This is a genomic window from Bradyrhizobium brasilense, assembly GCF_029714345.1.
Lineage (GTDB): Bacteria > Pseudomonadota > Alphaproteobacteria > Rhizobiales > Xanthobacteraceae > Bradyrhizobium > Bradyrhizobium australafricanum.
The window spans coordinates 3,981,414-3,997,548 of record NZ_CP121669.1; the positions used below are offsets into that span (position 1 = coordinate 3,981,414).

The 16,135-nt window shown below is 61.6% G+C and carries 9 protein-coding genes; 6 read left to right on the forward strand and 3 right to left on the reverse strand.

Annotated elements, in window-relative coordinates; all coding sequences use genetic code 11:
* Positions 1-301: 301 nt before the first annotated feature.
* Positions 302-607 (reverse strand): hypothetical protein, encoded by a 306-nt coding sequence (locus tag QA635_RS41785; RefSeq protein WP_425249167.1) that lies wholly within the window; start codon positions 605-607, stop codon positions 302-304.
* Between the two features lie 496 nt (positions 608-1,103).
* Here QA635_RS41785 and QA635_RS18570 point away from each other — a divergent pair, with 496 nt between their 5' ends.
* The 6 genes from QA635_RS18570 to QA635_RS18595 all read left to right on the forward strand — a co-directional run bounded on the left by QA635_RS18570 (position 1,104) and on the right by QA635_RS18595 (position 14,462).
* Positions 1,104-1,448 (forward strand): hypothetical protein, encoded by a 345-nt coding sequence (locus QA635_RS18570; RefSeq protein ID WP_283070885.1) that lies wholly within the window; start codon positions 1,104-1,106, stop codon positions 1,446-1,448.
* 48 nt (positions 1,449-1,496) lie between these two features.
* A complete protein-coding gene (locus QA635_RS18575; RefSeq protein ID WP_283070887.1) occupies positions 1,497-9,059 on the forward strand; it encodes a VCBS domain-containing protein in 7,563 nt (2,520 codons plus the stop codon).
* Between the two features lie 234 nt (positions 9,060-9,293).
* Positions 9,294-10,985, forward strand: a complete 1,692-nt coding sequence (locus QA635_RS18580) for a type I secretion system permease/ATPase (protein WP_283070889.1) — start codon at positions 9,294-9,296, stop codon at positions 10,983-10,985.
* Between the two features lie 8 nt (positions 10,986-10,993).
* Positions 10,994-12,364, forward strand: coding sequence for an HlyD family type I secretion periplasmic adaptor subunit (locus QA635_RS18585; RefSeq protein WP_283070892.1), 1,371 nt, complete (start codon positions 10,994-10,996; stop codon positions 12,362-12,364).
* A 908-nt stretch (positions 12,365-13,272) separates the two neighbouring features.
* Positions 13,273-13,770: a YkgB family protein gene (locus QA635_RS18590; protein ID WP_283070894.1), complete on the forward strand. Its 498-nt coding sequence runs from the start codon at positions 13,273-13,275 to the stop codon at positions 13,768-13,770.
* A gap of 122 nt (positions 13,771-13,892) precedes the next feature.
* The gene (locus QA635_RS18595) at positions 13,893-14,462 is read left to right on the forward strand and encodes a TMEM175 family protein (protein ID WP_283070896.1); all 570 of its coding nucleotides are present in this window, start codon (positions 13,893-13,895) and stop codon (positions 14,460-14,462) included.
* Positions 14,463-14,647: 185 nt separating this feature from the next.
* On the opposite strand, the gene QA635_RS18600 is transcribed toward QA635_RS18595, so the two are convergent.
* Both QA635_RS18600 and QA635_RS18605 read right to left on the reverse strand, forming a co-directional pair.
* Positions 14,648-15,502 (reverse strand): alpha/beta fold hydrolase, encoded by an 855-nt coding sequence (locus QA635_RS18600; RefSeq protein ID WP_283070897.1) that lies wholly within the window; start codon positions 15,500-15,502, stop codon positions 14,648-14,650.
* 104 nt (positions 15,503-15,606) lie between these two features.
* The gene (locus QA635_RS18605) at positions 15,607-16,062 is read right to left on the reverse strand and encodes a VOC family protein (RefSeq protein ID WP_283070899.1); all 456 of its coding nucleotides are present in this window, start codon (positions 16,060-16,062) and stop codon (positions 15,607-15,609) included.
* Positions 16,063-16,135 lie beyond the last annotated feature (73 nt).

The following is a 16,135-nucleotide window of genomic DNA, read 5'->3' on the forward strand; positions in this document are numbered from 1 at the left end:
ACTTGGCGTTCTCAACAGCGTCATACCAGGCTCTAGGGGAATCACTGCTCCACGTGACCTCGTTGACGTAGTCCTGCCGCACCCTCAACACCCGCCGATGGCGGCAGTCCGAACGTTCTCAGCGCGCCGAGGTAGACCTGACGGATCCGGGTCCGCCACGCCGAGTAGACGGCGTTGGTGACATCGCGAACGCGGAAGCTGACGCTTTCCCACGCCCTGCCGCCACAGATCCAGGTCCCGGACATCCATAAAGGCAAACAGATCAGCGGTGGTATAGGGGAGCATGGTGGTCAGATTGTCGTTAGCCGGAAAGCGTTGGGCGACGTGACGAGCAGAGCCGCCGGTCCCGACCGGCCAGCGCCATCATTGAAGCGGCGTGCGCGATCGGTGGACAGTTGGGCACCATGTAGTGGCAGTTGGTATCGAACCACTTCGTCATTTCCCGCGCCCGAAGACCACTACCTCGCCGTAACGGGCGTGACCGCAAGATGCATACGCGTAGACCGCGTCGATGCAGCCTACGTCCAAGCCGACATGAGACCACTGATCCGAACGAGCATCTCGTTGCCGATCTTGGAGCTCGTTGGTGACTGAACCCTGGCTGCATACGTCGACGGGTGGAACTGACGACGACCTACAAGGCCTTTGGCGACAATCGCTTGTGGTGGCTTCGCCCGTAAAGCTACGGATATCACCTGTGGTGCAACGGAACCCATTGGCGGTTCGATGTTAATGTTAAAAGCGGACACCTCATGGGGTGCTAGACGGCCGCGCAAATTTGCGGCAAATTGCATCCAAATTAGGTTTTGGGATGCTTGCTCACATTTTTTGCGGACAAAGAGCGCAAGCTTCCCGCGGCGAGACGGTTTGAAGACAAAGAATTTTGATGTGCGGAGTGTAAGAGCCGCACCGAAGCGGGCAGGGTTAGCGTTCGAAGTCTTTTTCACAGCGCGGCGGACGAGCAAACACCAATAGATGTGTGGCAATTGCTTGTCAGCTGAAGCGCTCGCAGATTTTTTGGCGGGCACTTGGGTAGTTTGATGAATTGATTTCCGACTGCAATCACACCTGCTCTGCGTCGGCAGAGTTTTTAGGAGCGGGTGTTGAGTCGTGTAACTTTCATTGCGAAGGCCGAGCCGCCGGTCCGCTGGTCCGAAGTTGAATCGGGTCTCCACGAAATTTCAAATTTTTCTTCCTCGTTGTCAGGCGATCTTTCGATTGAGCGCTTGGCTATCCCCGCTAATGACCTGCGCACACTAATTAAGCGGCCAGCGTCAAGGCTGGTGGGATCAATTGATACGCTTCTGGCAGTGCCGCCATTGAGCGCCGCGCACGATCCGTTGCACACGCTGTCATGGCCGAATGAAGGCGCGGCTCGCTTGTCAATCCATCAAATCCGTCATCCCGGATTTCGAGCCGGTGAGTCCAACATCCAGTTGATCATTTAGCTGAATCTGTAGTTGCGCGCGAATTGTACGAATATTGGAGCATCTGTAATGGCAAGCGCTAGCGGCACCACCATCCTCACGGGCACGAGCGGCAGCGACAATCTTGTCGGAGGCTCGGGCGATGACACGCTGTCCGGTGGTGCCGGCAACGATCGCCTCAACGGTGGTTCCGGAGATGACACCCTCAATGGGGGCAGCGGCTTTGATACCGTTCTGGGCGGATCAGGGTCGGATACCTTGATCTACAAGGCCTATGAAAATCAGTACGTCCTGGGATCAACCGGCTTCACTGCCACCAACCAGCAAATCAGTGGCGGGATCATTTATTCTGGAACCGATCAGACGAGTCTCGGCATTGTTGGCGCGTCTACGGTCGTCTCAGGTACAACGTTCCAGGGCTACGACTCCTACGACGGCGGAAATGGTGCTGTGCAGCTCGGCAAGGCGGGCGCGACGCCGGATGTCGATACGCTCCAGATCTGGCTGAGTGCCGCGCAGTTAGCCGATGCAGATATTCAGGCCGAGATTTCGTATTATAAGAACGTCTGGGTTCCTGCGCACATCAGTGCTCAAACAGGACAGGCCGACGGTGCCATCTATACCTTCAAAACTCTCAATTTGCAGGTTTCGGCGATCGAGAAAGTTGAAGTACGTGATGCCTCAGGCAATCTTACTATCGCAGCCGCTGCCGATACAGCATCGGCGACAGAAGCCGGCGGTATTAGTAACGGCACTGCTGGCGTCAATCCGACCGGCAACGTCCTAACGAACGATTTCGATTTCAGTGCTGCTTCCAAGACAGTTGCGGGCGTTGCGGCGGGAACCACCTGTGTCTCGTTGAGTTCTGGCGCCGGAACTGACGTGGTCGGTGCGCATGGCACCCTGCATCTCAATACCGACGGTTCCTATACCTACACCGTGAACAACGGCCAGGGCGCGGTAGAAGCGTTGCGCACGTTTAGTGACACGCTGACGGATACGTTCTCCTATACAGTGAAAGATTCCGCGGGGGCGACGGCAACCGCGACTCTCACCGTCACCATCCACGGCACCAACGACGTGCCGGTGATCGGCGGCGTCTCCACCAGCGACGTGACCGAGGACAACGGCGCCGCCGGCATCGTTGCCGGCAACCTGACCACAGGTGGCACGCTCACCATCGCCGACGTCGACCAGGGCCAGTCCAATTTCGCGGCGCATGCCAGCATCGCCGGGACCTACGGCACCTTCACGCTCGCCGCCGACGGCACCTGGACCTACAGCGCCGACAACACTCAGACGGCGATCCAGCAGCTCGGCGCCACCCAGTCCATCACCGACAGCTTCACCGCCGTCTCGTCCGACGGCACCGCCAGCCAGCTCGTCACCGTCACCATCCACGGCACCAACGACGTGCCGGTGATCGGCGGCGTCTCCACCAGCGACGTGACCGAGGACAACGGCGCCGCCGGCATCGTTGCCGGCAACCTGACCACAGGTGGCACGCTCACCATCGCCGACGTCGACCAGGGCCAGTCCAATTTCGCGGCGCATGCCAGCATCGCCGGGACCTACGGCACCTTCACGCTCGCCGCCGACGGCACCTGGACCTACAGCGCCGACAACACTCAGACGGCGATCCAGCAGCTCGGCGCCACCCAGTCCATCACCGACAGCTTCACCGCCGTCTCGTCCGACGGCACCGCCAGCCAGCTCGTCACCGTCACCATCCACGGCACCAACGACGTGCCGGTGATCGGCGGCGTCTCCACCAGCGACGTGACCGAGGACAACGGCGCCGCCGGCATCGTTGCCGGCAACCTGACCACAGGTGGCACGCTCACCATCGCCGACGTCGACCAGGGCCAGTCCAATTTCGCGGCGCATGCCAGCATCGCCGGGACCTACGGCACCTTCACGCTCGCCGCCGACGGCACCTGGACCTACAGCGCCGACAACACTCAGACGGCGATCCAGCAGCTCGGCGCCACCCAGTCCATCACCGACAGCTTCACCGCCGTCTCGTCCGACGGCACCGCCAGCCAGCTCGTCACCGTCACCATCCACGGCACCAACGACGTGCCGGTGATCGGCGGCGTCTCCACCAGCGACGTGACCGAGGACAACGGCGCCGCCGGCATCGTTGCCGGCAACCTGACCACAGGTGGCACGCTCACCATCGCCGACGTCGACCAGGGCCAGTCCAATTTCGCGGCGCATGCCAGCATCGCCGGGACCTACGGCACCTTCACGCTCGCCGCCGACGGCACCTGGACCTACAGCGCCGACAACACTCAGACGGCGATCCAGCAGCTCGGCGCCACCCAGTCCATCACCGACAGCTTCACCGCCGTCTCGTCCGACGGCACCGCCAGCCAGCTCGTCACCGTCACCATCCACGGCACCAACGACGTGCCGGTGATCGGCGGCGTCTCCACCAGCGACGTGACCGAGGACAACGGCGCCGCCGGCATCGTTGCCGGCAACCTGACCACAGGTGGCACGCTCACCATCGCCGACGTCGACCAGGGCCAGTCCAATTTCGCGGCGCATGCCAGCATCGCCGGGACCTACGGCACCTTCACGCTCGCCGCCGACGGCACCTGGACCTACAGCGCCGACAACACTCAGACGGCGATCCAGCAGCTCGGCGCCACCCAGTCCATCACCGACAGCTTCACCGCCGTCTCGTCCGACGGCACCGCCAGCCAGCTCGTCACCGTCACCATCCACGGCACCAACGACGTGCCGGTGATCGGCGGCGTCTCCACCAGCGACGTGACCGAGGACAACGGCGCCGCCGGCATCGTTGCCGGCAACCTGACCACAGGTGGCACGCTCACCATCGCCGACGTCGACCAGGGCCAGTCCAATTTCGCGGCGCATGCCAGCATCGCCGGGACCTACGGCACCTTCACGCTCGCCGCCGACGGCACCTGGACCTACAGCGCCGACAACACTCAGACGGCGATCCAGCAGCTCGGCGCCACCCAGTCCATCACCGACAGCTTCACCGCCGTCTCGTCCGACGGCACCGCCAGCCAGCTCGTCACCGTCACCATCCACGGCACCAACGACGTGCCGGTGATCGGCGGCGTCTCCACCAGCGACGTGACCGAGGACAACGGCGCCGCCGGCATCGTTGCCGGCAACCTGACCACAGGTGGCACGCTCACCATCGCCGACGTCGACCAGGGCCAGTCCAATTTCGCGGCGCATGCCAGCATCGCCGGGACCTACGGCACCTTCACGCTCGCCGCCGACGGCACCTGGACCTACAGCGCCGACAACACTCAGACGGCGATCCAGCAGCTCGGCGCCACCCAGTCCATCACCGACAGCTTCACCGCCGTCTCGTCCGACGGCACCGCCAGCCAGCTCGTCACCGTCACCATCCACGGCACCAACGACGTGCCGGTGATCGGCGGCGTCTCCACCAGCGACGTGACCGAGGACAACGGCGCCGCCGGCATCGTTGCCGGCAACCTGACCACAGGTGGCACGCTCACCATCGCCGACGTCGACCAGGGCCAGTCCAATTTCGCGGCGCATGCCAGCATCGCCGGGACCTACGGCACCTTCACGCTCGCCGCCGACGGCACCTGGACCTACAGCGCCGACAACACTCAGACGGCGATCCAGCAGCTCGGCGCCACCCAGTCCATCACCGACAGCTTCACCGCCGTCTCGTCCGACGGCACCGCCAGCCAGCTCGTCACCGTCACCATCCACGGCACCAACGACGTGCCGGTGATCGGCGGCGTCTCCACCAGCGACGTGACCGAGGACAACGGCGCCGCCGGCATCGTTGCCGGCAACCTGACCACAGGTGGCACGCTCACCATCGCCGACGTCGACCAGGGCCAGTCCAATTTCGCGGCGCATGCCAGCATCGCCGGGACCTACGGCACCTTCACGCTCGCCGCCGACGGCACCTGGACCTACAGCGCCGACAACACTCAGACGGCGATCCAGCAGCTCGGCGCCACCCAGTCCATCACCGACAGCTTCACCGCCGTCTCGTCCGACGGCACCGCCAGCCAGCTCGTCACCGTCACCATCCACGGCACCAACGACGTGCCGGTGATCGGCGGCGTCTCCACCAGCGACGTGACCGAGGACAACGGCGCCGCCGGCATCGTTGCCGGCAACCTGACCACAGGTGGCACGCTCACCATCGCCGACGTCGACCAGGGCCAGTCCAATTTCGCGGCGCATGCCAGCATCGCCGGGACCTACGGCACCTTCACGCTCGCCGCCGACGGCACCTGGACCTACAGCGCCGACAACACTCAGACGGCGATCCAGCAGCTCGGCGCCACCCAGTCCATCACCGACAGCTTCACCGCCGTCTCGTCCGACGGCACCGCCAGCCAGCTCGTCACCGTCACCATCCACGGCACCAACGACGTGCCGGTGATCGGCGGCGTCTCCACCAGCGACGTGACCGAGGACAACGGCGCCGCCGGCATCGTTGCCGGCAACCTGACCACAGGTGGCACGCTCACCATCGCCGACGTCGACCAGGGCCAGTCCAATTTCGCGGCGCATGCCAGCATCGCCGGGACCTACGGCACCTTCACGCTCGCCGCCGACGGCACCTGGACCTACAGCGCCGACAACACTCAGACGGCGATCCAGCAGCTCGGCGCCACCCAGTCCATCACCGACAGCTTCACCGCCGTCTCGTCCGACGGCACCGCCAGCCAGCTCGTCACCGTCACCATCCACGGCACCAACGACGTGCCGACCGTTACGGCGGGCGCGCAGAGCGCACAGCTGATCGAGGCGGGGGTTGGCACGTCCGGCACGTCGACCGCGACGATTGCGCTGACGAAGTCGGATCCGGATACGGGAGACAGCGCTGTATACGATGGCGCCTCGCTGACCGGCAACGGCTGGTCGACCGTTAATGGCGGCACGACTTACACTAAGACAGGCACCTACGGCACCGCAACACTGACAACGGCGACCGGCGTGGTGAGCTACGCGCTCAACAATGCTGCCAGCGCGACCAACGCTCTGGCGGGCGGGACGAGCGCGACGGACAGCTTCACCGTCTATGTGAAGGACGGCAGCACCGGCACGGCGAGCACGGCGGTGAACTTCGCGATCAGCGGCACCAACGACAACCCGACCGTCACGGCGGGCGCGCAGAGCGCACAGCTGATCGAGGCGGGGGTTGGCACGTCCGGCACGTCGACCGCGACGATTGCGCTGACGAAGTCGGATCCGGATACGGGAGACAGCGCTGTATACGATGGCGCCTCGCTGACCGGCAACGGCTGGTCGACCGTTAATGGCGGCACGACTTACACCAAGACAGGCACCTACGGCACCGCAACACTGACAACGGCGACCGGCGTGGTGAGCTACGCGCTCAACAATGCTGCCAGCGCGACCAATGCTCTGGCGGGCGGGACGAGCGCGACGGACAGCTTCACCGTCTATGTGAAGGACGGCAGCACCGGCACGGCGAGCACGGCGGTGAACTTCGCGATCAGCGGCACCAACGACAACCCGACCGTCACGGCGGGCGCGCAGAATGTTCAGCTGGTGGAGGCTGGTGCTGGCACCGCGGGCACGGCCTCGGCCAGCATCACGCTGACAAAGGCTGATCCCGATACCGGCGACGCAGCCGTCTATGACGGCGCCGCGCTGACCGGGAACGGTTGGTCGACCAGCAATGGTGGCGCAACTTATACCAAGACGGGCACCTACGGCACGGCCACGCTGACCACTGCCACCGGCGTGGTGAGCTACGCGCTCGACAACGCCGACCCCGATACCAATGCGCTGGCGCAAGGTGCCAGCGTTAGTGACAACTTCACGGTCTACGTCAAGGACGGCAGCACCGGTACGGCAAGCACGGCGGTGAGCTTCGCCATCGCGGGCACCAACGATGCGCCCACTCTAAACGGCGCAAACTGGCAGTGGGGAACAGGAAATCAGAGTAAAATTCTAACTGTGTCAGGCACGGTTTCGGACCCGGATACAGGCAATTTGACCAGCGAGACAATCACGGTCAACTGGGGTGACAGCACGACGACAACCTTACATCCGGCAAGTGATGGTACATTCAACTTAAACCACACGTATTCGAACAGCGGAAATTGGACCGTTACGCTTACGGTTACCGACCAATTCGGAGCGGTGGTCCAGCAGTCAACGGTCACTTCTAACAAGGGATCTGGATCATTCCCCGCAGGGGTTTCCGGCGAACCTATGAATCTCGGTTTGACGGACCCCACCGGAAGCCACGGCGAGGTATCGCTCACAATTTCGGGGGTCCCGTCCGATTGGACCATAAGTGGCGGAGCACACAATTTAGACGGTTCGTGGACCGTAGTGACTAACGACGTTGGTTCGCTGACCGTAACAACGTCCACGTCCTATGCTGGTGCGCTTGTGCTCAATGTTGCTGAGTCCTGGACCAATGCCGACGGCAGCATAGGAAACACAATTGTTTTCGACAACGTCGAAGCCTACGCACCGGGCAACCCCATCTTCGCCATCTCCGGCAATGACAATCTCACTGCATCAAGTGGCAACGATCTAATTGTTTTCTCGCAGCCGATTGGACACGACGTCGTCTATAGTTTCGATCTGATGCACGATCAGATTGATCTGATCGGATACGCCGGCTTCACGAACTTCTCCGATATCGAGGCGCACACGACGAGTGATGCGGCAGGCAATGCCGTGATTGCGCTGGGCGACGGTCAGTCGGTCATTTTGCAAGGGATTGATGCTGGATCATTGTCGGCCGATGACTTCGTGTTTAATCAAACGCCCGTAGTCGATAATGCCGCCACCATCACGATCAGCGACGGCGCAATGCTGCCGTTGTCCGGTATCATCAACAACGCCGGTTCGATCGAACTACAAGCTTCGAGTAACGATACGCAGCTGCAACTGATCCAGACCGGTATAAAGCTGGAAGGCGGTGGCCACGTAATCCTGTCCGATGACGACCACAATGTTATCGCCGGCACGGCCTCGAACGTCACGCTCGACAACGTCGACAACGTGATTTCGGGCGCTGGCCAGATCGGCCAGGGCAGCCTAACGCTGAGCAACGAGGGCATCATCGATGCCACCGGCACCCACGCCCTGGTGATCGACACCGGTGCCAACGTGATTGCCAATGCCGGCACGCTGGAGGCGACCGGTACGGGTGGGCTGGTGCTCGCCAGTGCAGTGGCAAACAACGGCCTGATCTGGGCCAATGGCAGCACGGTCACAGCGGAGGGCGAGGTTACCGGTAGCGGCAACGCTTTGATCAGCGGCGCCGGCACTATCGAGTTCGGATCAGCCTCGGCAGCAGGTGTCACCTTCGACACGACCGCGGCCGGCCATCTCATCTTGGATGACGCCTTCCACTTCTCCGGCATGGTGAGCGGCCTCGATGGCAACGACGACATCGACCTCAGGGGCATCAGCTTCGGTGCTGGCACCTCGTTGACCTATACGGAGAACCAGGCGGGGACCGGCGGCACTCTGACGGTGACGGATGGCGCTCACACGGCCAACATCGTCCTGCTCGGTCAATACGATCCGAACGGGTTTGCCGAGAAGGCGGACGCAACGAACGGCACGGTGATTACCTATGATCCGCACCACCTCGCTTGAGCGGCGTGACCGACGATGGGGAGAAACAGGCGCTGCGGGAGATAACAAAGCCCGTATGTTTACCCTCCGGCCCATTTTGCGGCGGCGGCGGCTATCAAGGCGGCTGTCGGCCATGCTAAATGGGGGGATTGGATGACTGATTTATTTGGATCTCTCGGCTGCTGCCCAGGGGCCGGCGATCATGTTTAGAGGGTGGCTCCGGCCAATTTCCGCGTGAGTATCCCCCGTAGAAAGGTGGACGAATTCCGGCAGTCGCTGCAAGCCTGCCGGAGCTATTTTGTCACCGCGGCCATATTCAGCCTAGCCATTAACCTGCTCTACCTCGCTGGCCCGCTCTACATGTTGCAGGTCTACGACCGCGTGATCTCGAGTGCTAGCGAGATCACCTTGCTGATGCTGACCCTCGCATTGTTGCTGGCGTTCATCGCACTCGCAGGTCTCGACGCGGTACGCGCACGCGTGCTGACACGCACCAGCATTCGCTTCGATCGCAAGATCGCACCGCGGGTGATGACCGCAATCATCGACCATTCAGCAAAAATCGGCGGCGCGCGCAGCCAGCTCCTGCGCGATTTTGATACGTTCCGTCAGTTCATCACCGGGTCGGGAATTAACGCTGTCTTCGATCTGCCGTGGTCACCGATCTATATCGCGGTGATCTTTTGCCTGCACCCGTTCCTGGGCGCCTTTGCATTAGCCTCTTCGATCATTCTGGTGCTGATGGCCTTTCTCAATGAATGGATCGTGAAGCCTCCACTCTCCGAATCCGGAGAGGCGGCAAATCGAAACTACAGTTTCACGGAGATGAGCCTGCGCAACACTGAGGTGGTGCGCGCAATGGGGATGACCGCTGGTCTGCTGAAGCGCTGGAGCCGCGACCGCGACCGCATGCTCGAGCGCCAGGTTGCCGCTAGCGATCGCGCGGCGGCAATGCAGAGCCTGATTCGTTTCTTGCGACTCTCGATGCAGTCCCTGATCCTCGGTCTTGGCGCCTATCTGGTGATCGAGCGGATGACCACCGCCGGTGCCATGTTTGCCGCCAGCATCCTGCTCGGCCGCGCCTTGCAGCCGATCGAACAGATCGTCGGATCCTGGCGCAGTCTTGTCTCGGCCCGGGGCGCATTCCTTCGGGTGCGGGAGCTGTTGGCCGTCAATCCGCCGCGCCAATCAGGACTGACGCTGCCGCGGCCTGAAGGCCGCCTTTCCGTAGAAGGGCTGTCCTTTGCTGTGCCTGGAACATCGAGGCCCATTCTGCGCGGTGTCACCTTCCAGGTCGAACCGGGCGAAGTGCTGGGGATTATCGGCCCTTCGGGTGCCGGCAAATCCACGCTGGCGCGCCATATCGTTGGCGTTCAGGCGCCATCCGCGGGTGCCGTCCGCCTCGACGGGTCGGACGTTTCGAGCTGGATCAGGTCGTCGCTCGGCGAGCATCTCGGCTATTTGCCGCAGGATATCGAGCTGTTTGCCGATACAGTGGCAGCCAATATTTGTCGGTTTAAGGACGGAGACGACAAGGACATCATTCTGGCGGCGCGAATGGCCGACGTGCACGAAATGATCCTGCGGCTCGTCGACGGCTACGACACCCAGGTCGGGGAGGGAGGAGCGATCCTGTCCGGCGGCTACCGCCAGCGCATCGGCCTCGCACGCGCGGTCTACGGCAATCCGAGCCTGGTCGTGCTTGACGAGCCGAGCTCGAACCTCGACTCGGAAGGTGACGCCGCACTCGCGGAGTGCATCACGGAGCTGAAGAAGCGCGGAACGACGGTAGTCATCATTTCGCATCGACCGGCAACGATCGGGGTGGCCGATAAACTTCTCGTGTTGCGTGACGGCGTTGTCGAGATGTTTGGCGCACGCCATGAAGTCCTGTCGCGTCTAACACGTCCCGTGCCGGTACCGGCCGTTCGAGAGGCGGCAGGCTAGGAGACGTCATGTCATTGCTTGATCTTGCCGATCTATCGATGCGTCCGGGCGTGGTTCTACGCCGTAGGGAACTTGCCAACAAGGATGGGACGCCAAACGATTCCATTCGGAGCATTGCGCTGGCGGGCTGGCTGATCATCGCGATCTTTTTCTTCGGTCTCGGCACCTGGGCGGTTACCGCGCCTCTCAACGGGGCCGTGGTCGCCAACGCCGTCGTGAAGGTCGATGGCAACCGCAAGAGCCTTCAGCACCTCGATGGCGGCATCGTCAAGGAATTGCACGTCAGGGAGGGTGACAGGGTGCTCGCAGGCGACCTGCTGATCGTCCTGGACGAGACCCAGGCTCGCGCCGAACATGAGGTGCTGACGCAGCAATATGCCGTGCTGCGCGCAACGGAAGTCCGGCTGCTGACCGAGCTTGACCATGGCTCCCAGCTTGTCATGCCACCAGATCTGAAAGCGCGCTCTGACGATCCCTATTTCAAAAGCGTCTGGAACGGACAGGTCAGTCAGTTTGATACCCGCCGGGCGTCACTCGAAGGGCAAAGAAGCGTCGTTCGCGAGAAGATCAATCAGCTGGGCTCGCAAATCGTCGGCTCGGAAGCGCAGGTGAAGTCGTTCACCAACCAGATCGACTCAGTACGCAAAGAGGCCAAGGATATCGCTCCGCTCGTCGAGCGGGGGCTGATCGCCCGTCCGCGCATCCTGCAGCTGGAACGGACCGCGTACGGCCTGGAAGGCCAGATCGCCGATGCAAACGCCAGCATCGCCAAGGCGCGACAGGCGATTGCGGAGCAGGAGCAGCAGATCGCCCAGTTTGACAATGACCGGATGACTGACGTCACAAAGGATCTTCGCGACACGCAAGCCAAGCTCCTCGAGGTCATCCCGAAGGCGATGAACGCCAAGGCTGTGCTGGGCCGGATGGAAATTCGCGCGCCCTATACCGGACGCGTGGTCGGGCTCAATGTGTTCTCCGTCGGTGGGGTGATCCAGCGCGGCGACAAAATTCTGGACATAGTGCCTGATGAGGACTCGCTGACAATCGAGGCGCAGGTGGCGGTTGAAGATATCAGCGATGTGCATCCGAACACCCGCGCTGAAGTCCACCTGACCGCCTACAAACAGCGTATAGTTCCGATCATTCATGGCGACGTCATCCTGGTCTCGGCGGACCGCTTGACGGATCCCAAGACCAATAATCCATATTACACGGCGTTTGTTCGGATCGACCAGAACGAGCTCGCGGCCTTGCCGAACATTCATCTTTACCCGGGAATGCCTGCAACGGTGATGATCCCGACGGTTCAGCGAACTGCGTTTGATTATATCGTCGGGCCGCTCATTATGTCGTTCAATCATGCGTTCCGGCAGAAGTGATCGCACGAACGGGACTTCGGAATCGTTCAGGTCGGTCAGGCAAGAAGGGGGCGGGCAACCACGGCCGTGCCGAGCTGATCGACAGCTGCACTCAACGCTGGCGCCGGCGTCCATGGCGCGCCCGGTGACGCCGCCGGATCTGAGCGACAGTGTCCGGTGTGCGCTCGTTGGTTCGCTCTGTGTCCTGACCGCCACCGCGCTTTTCCGACGAGATCGCGCAGGCGGTGGAGCGGGCGTCCCGCGTGATCAAGGCGACGGAGCTCGTCCGGCCGCTGTTGCCGCTTCCAGAGCCGCTCGACCGGGAGAACGTCCTTCGCAAGACATTGGCAGAGCAGGTCTAGGCAAGAATGATGTCCCCGCTCGAGCGAAATTTCGAGATTCAGAAACTTCACGCGCAGCTCACCGACGAAGAGAGCAGCAGGTTATCGGCGGCGCCGACAGATCCGGGGCAAGCTTGCCGCGGGGCCATGCAGCAGCTAGGCCGTGAACCCATAAAGCTGCCGAGCTGACGGCGCAAGATTCCGCTGTGCTCCGGTAGCGATCAAATTCCGCATCGCCGCGAAATGACGCGACGGGCCAGAAACGGTCAGCCAAGGCTGGCGCGGTGTTCGCCCAATCCACCGTCAATAGGCGCATCAAATGGATCTGCGTTCTTGCGGTTAGACGACAGGGAAGTCGCTCGACTAGTCTTCCTGCAAATCGCCATGCTGCATGGCCTTGGGTTCGATTGACTAACGGGAGCGCGCAGCTTCCCCGGTCTGCGAAAAGTGTCCATCCCGCGAGCACATCATTGTGAGCCGGGGAACTGCAGATCAACGTAACGACGCCGCTGCCCATGCGTAGGAACTCTAAGGAACGCGCGCATCTGCGCGCCAGTCCCAACTTCAATCTCTACCGGGAAGGATGAAATGAATCACTTGAAAAAGGCCTTCAATGTCGCGGAGAACGGAGGCGGGTCTTATCGTCTACTAGCTATCCTTCGATGGGTCATGGTTGTCGTCTTCGTATCCTTTGGCATGCAAAAATTCACGTTGCAGTCCGCTCAAGGTATCGCGCAGTTCATCAACAATAGTCCGTTCATTTCGTGGTTATCGCTATTCGGCCTCAGGGGAGAAGCGTATTTCCTCGGCGTTGTCGAATTTGCCATTGCAGCGCTGCTTGCGGTAGGCGCTTTCATCCCAATCTTGTCAGCTGCCGGTTCGCTGATGGGCGTGGTCACCTTTGCGATCACGTGGTCATTCTTCTTCACGACGCCGGGGGTAGTGAAATGGAGCTTGTCGACCGACCCAATGGCATGGAATCTGACTGGCGAGTTTCTTTTCAAGGATATCGTCTTACTTTGTGTCTGCGCCGTGCTGTTCCTGGCATCTTTGCCGCAGACTGTTGTAAAATCACGGACAACCTAGACGGTCGCTGACGTTCTGGATTCGGTGCTCGACCTGCGGCCCCGTGCGCAGCCGCTGGCCGATTGACGCAGACAGCTTGCTCTGCAAACCTTGCCTACCTTCGCGCGACAGGAGGGCGGACCGTGCTGCAAAGAGCGACACCGGAGCGACTGAGCACGTTCTCCGACGGTGTGTTCGCCGTGCTCATCACAGTGCTGGTGTTGGAACTGAGACCACCCGAGCAGCCCACTTTCGAAGCGTTGCTGGCTCTCTGGCCGACGTGGCTGAGTTATGCGGTGAGTTACGTCTTCATCGCGATCGTCTGGGTCAATCACCACCACCTGATCCGCTACGCCAATGAGGCTACGCCGAGCCTCTTGTGGTTCAATTTTGCGCATTTGTTTTCGATGTCCTTGCTTCCGCTCTCCACGGCATGGATGGCGGTGAGCGAACTCGCGCCGCAGCCGGTGGCCTTCTACGCGGCGGTCTTCTTTCTGGTGAACGCGACCTATGTCGCGCTGATCTGGGAGCTCATCGATCGGACGCCACACGGGGACATCCCACCAAAGGTGCGCAGGATCATGCGGGTGCGGTCGCTGACGACATTGTGCCTCTTCGGGGCGGCATCAGTCGTGGCGCTGAGGTACCCACTTGTCGGCCTTGGAATCTGCATCTGCTGTCTCATCGTCTATCTGAGGCCAGAACCGACTTAGGCTCGCTACACACCGAGCAGACGTAGCTATTCCAGGTCGTTCTGCCGCAACTTTGATGCAGGCTATGGTGTCTTATCGGCGCCACGCATAACGGTCTTGAGGGCGTCATCCGAGAGACGACGCTGCAGCGCCTTCGCGTCGTCCAACATGTTCCAATGCGAACCCGGAACAATGTCGTTGCAGATTCAAAGTGCCAAGAAGTCGCGGATCTTTGCCGCGATCTCCCGCGCGTGGGTCTCGAGCGCGAAGTGGCCCGTTTCGACGAAATGGATCATGGCTCCGGGAATATCGCGCTTGAACGCCTCGGCACCGCTTGGCAGGAAAAAGGGATCGTGTTCTCCCCAGACAGCCAGGAAACGTGGCTGGTGAGTCCGGAAGTAGTTTTGGAAAGTCGGATACAGCGCGACGTTGCTCTTGTAGTCGCCCAACAGATCCAACTGAATCTCGCCGGCGCCGGCGCGGGTCAAATAGAAGTTGTCGAGCGAATAGCCGTCCGGGGAAATCGCAGTCACGTCAGGCGCACCGTGCGTATACTGCCAGCGCGTCGTCTCCGGTGCCAGGAAGCTGCGGAGCACTTCTCGGTTGGATGGGGACGGCTCTTGCCAATAATTCCGAACGGGACTCCAGCCCTCACTCAACCCCTCCTCATACGCGTTGCCATTCTGTGAGATGATTGCGGTGATGCGATCCGGATGCCGAACGGCGAGGCGAAAGCCGACGGGTGCACCATAGTCGAAGACGTAAATCGCGAAGCGATGGAGGCCGATCAATTCGGTGAAGTGATCGATGACGTTCGCGATATTCTCGAATGTGTAGACGAAGGCGCTCCGCGCCGGCATGTCGGACTGCCCAAACCCCGGCAGGTCGGGAGCAACGAGGCGAAACTGATCCGCGAGGAGGGGGATGAGATCGCGAAACATGTGGCTGGCGGTGGGGAAGCCGTGCAACAGCAGTATCGTTGGCGCGTCCTTCGGCCCGGCTTCGCGATAGAATACTCCTATGCCATCGACATCGACCTTCCGGTAGGTGACTGCACGCATGGGAACTCCTTTCATTCTCTAGTGGGGCTGAATCCGTCCCCAACTCCTCCTTGGTGTTTCTGCTACGCCGCGCATGGTCGACGTCGCGAAGCGTCCCCAATACGTCACACGTTCCGGTAACCCCGTTCCTGGAGCACCCAGCTGTTGCCATCCGGGTCCAAGAAGTCGGCGAAGCTGGCGTAATCCCTGCGGGTGGGGTCGAGCCCGGGTGCGAAACCTCCGTCCCAGGCATCAATGGGTGTCTTGTGCCGGACCTCACTGACTTTGACCCCACGTTCGAGTAGGTAGCTCCGCACAGCTTCAAGGTCGGTCACGACGAGATAGACATTGCGAACTGATCCGACGGGCGCATCGGTGACTCCGCGACGGATTTGTATCGAGCAGCTCGAGCCCGGCGGAGTGAGCTGCACGACGCGGAACGCGTCATTCGGCGAATAGTCGACGTCAAGCGTGAAGCCAACCTGGTCGGCATAGAACCGCAGCGCTCGTTCGACGTCGCTCACCGGCAACGTGATCACCTCAATTGAGAGTTTCACGGCTGCTGTGCTGGTTGTGTTCATCGCGCCGCGACTCCTCTTCGGTTTGATGCTCGCCGCCCTGATCTTCCACTTGCGGCCGGCTCCTACTCCAAGC

Coding starts and splice junctions, on each gene's coding strand:
- QA635_RS41785 (WP_425249167.1), bottom strand. CDS start 607: ATGCAGCCAGGGTTCAGTCACCAACGAGCTCCAAGATCGGCAACGAGA.
- QA635_RS18590 (WP_283070894.1), top strand. CDS start 13,273: ATGAATCACTTGAAAAAGGCCTTCAATGTCGCGGAGAACGGAGGCGGG.
- QA635_RS18605 (WP_283070899.1), bottom strand. CDS start 16,062: ATGAACACAACCAGCACAGCAGCCGTGAAACTCTCAATTGAGGTGATC.
- QA635_RS18585 (WP_283070892.1), top strand. CDS start 10,994: ATGTCATTGCTTGATCTTGCCGATCTATCGATGCGTCCGGGCGTGGTT.
- QA635_RS18600 (WP_283070897.1), bottom strand. CDS start 15,502: ATGCGTGCAGTCACCTACCGGAAGGTCGATGTCGATGGCATAGGAGTA.
- QA635_RS18575 (WP_283070887.1), top strand. CDS start 1,497: ATGGCAAGCGCTAGCGGCACCACCATCCTCACGGGCACGAGCGGCAGC.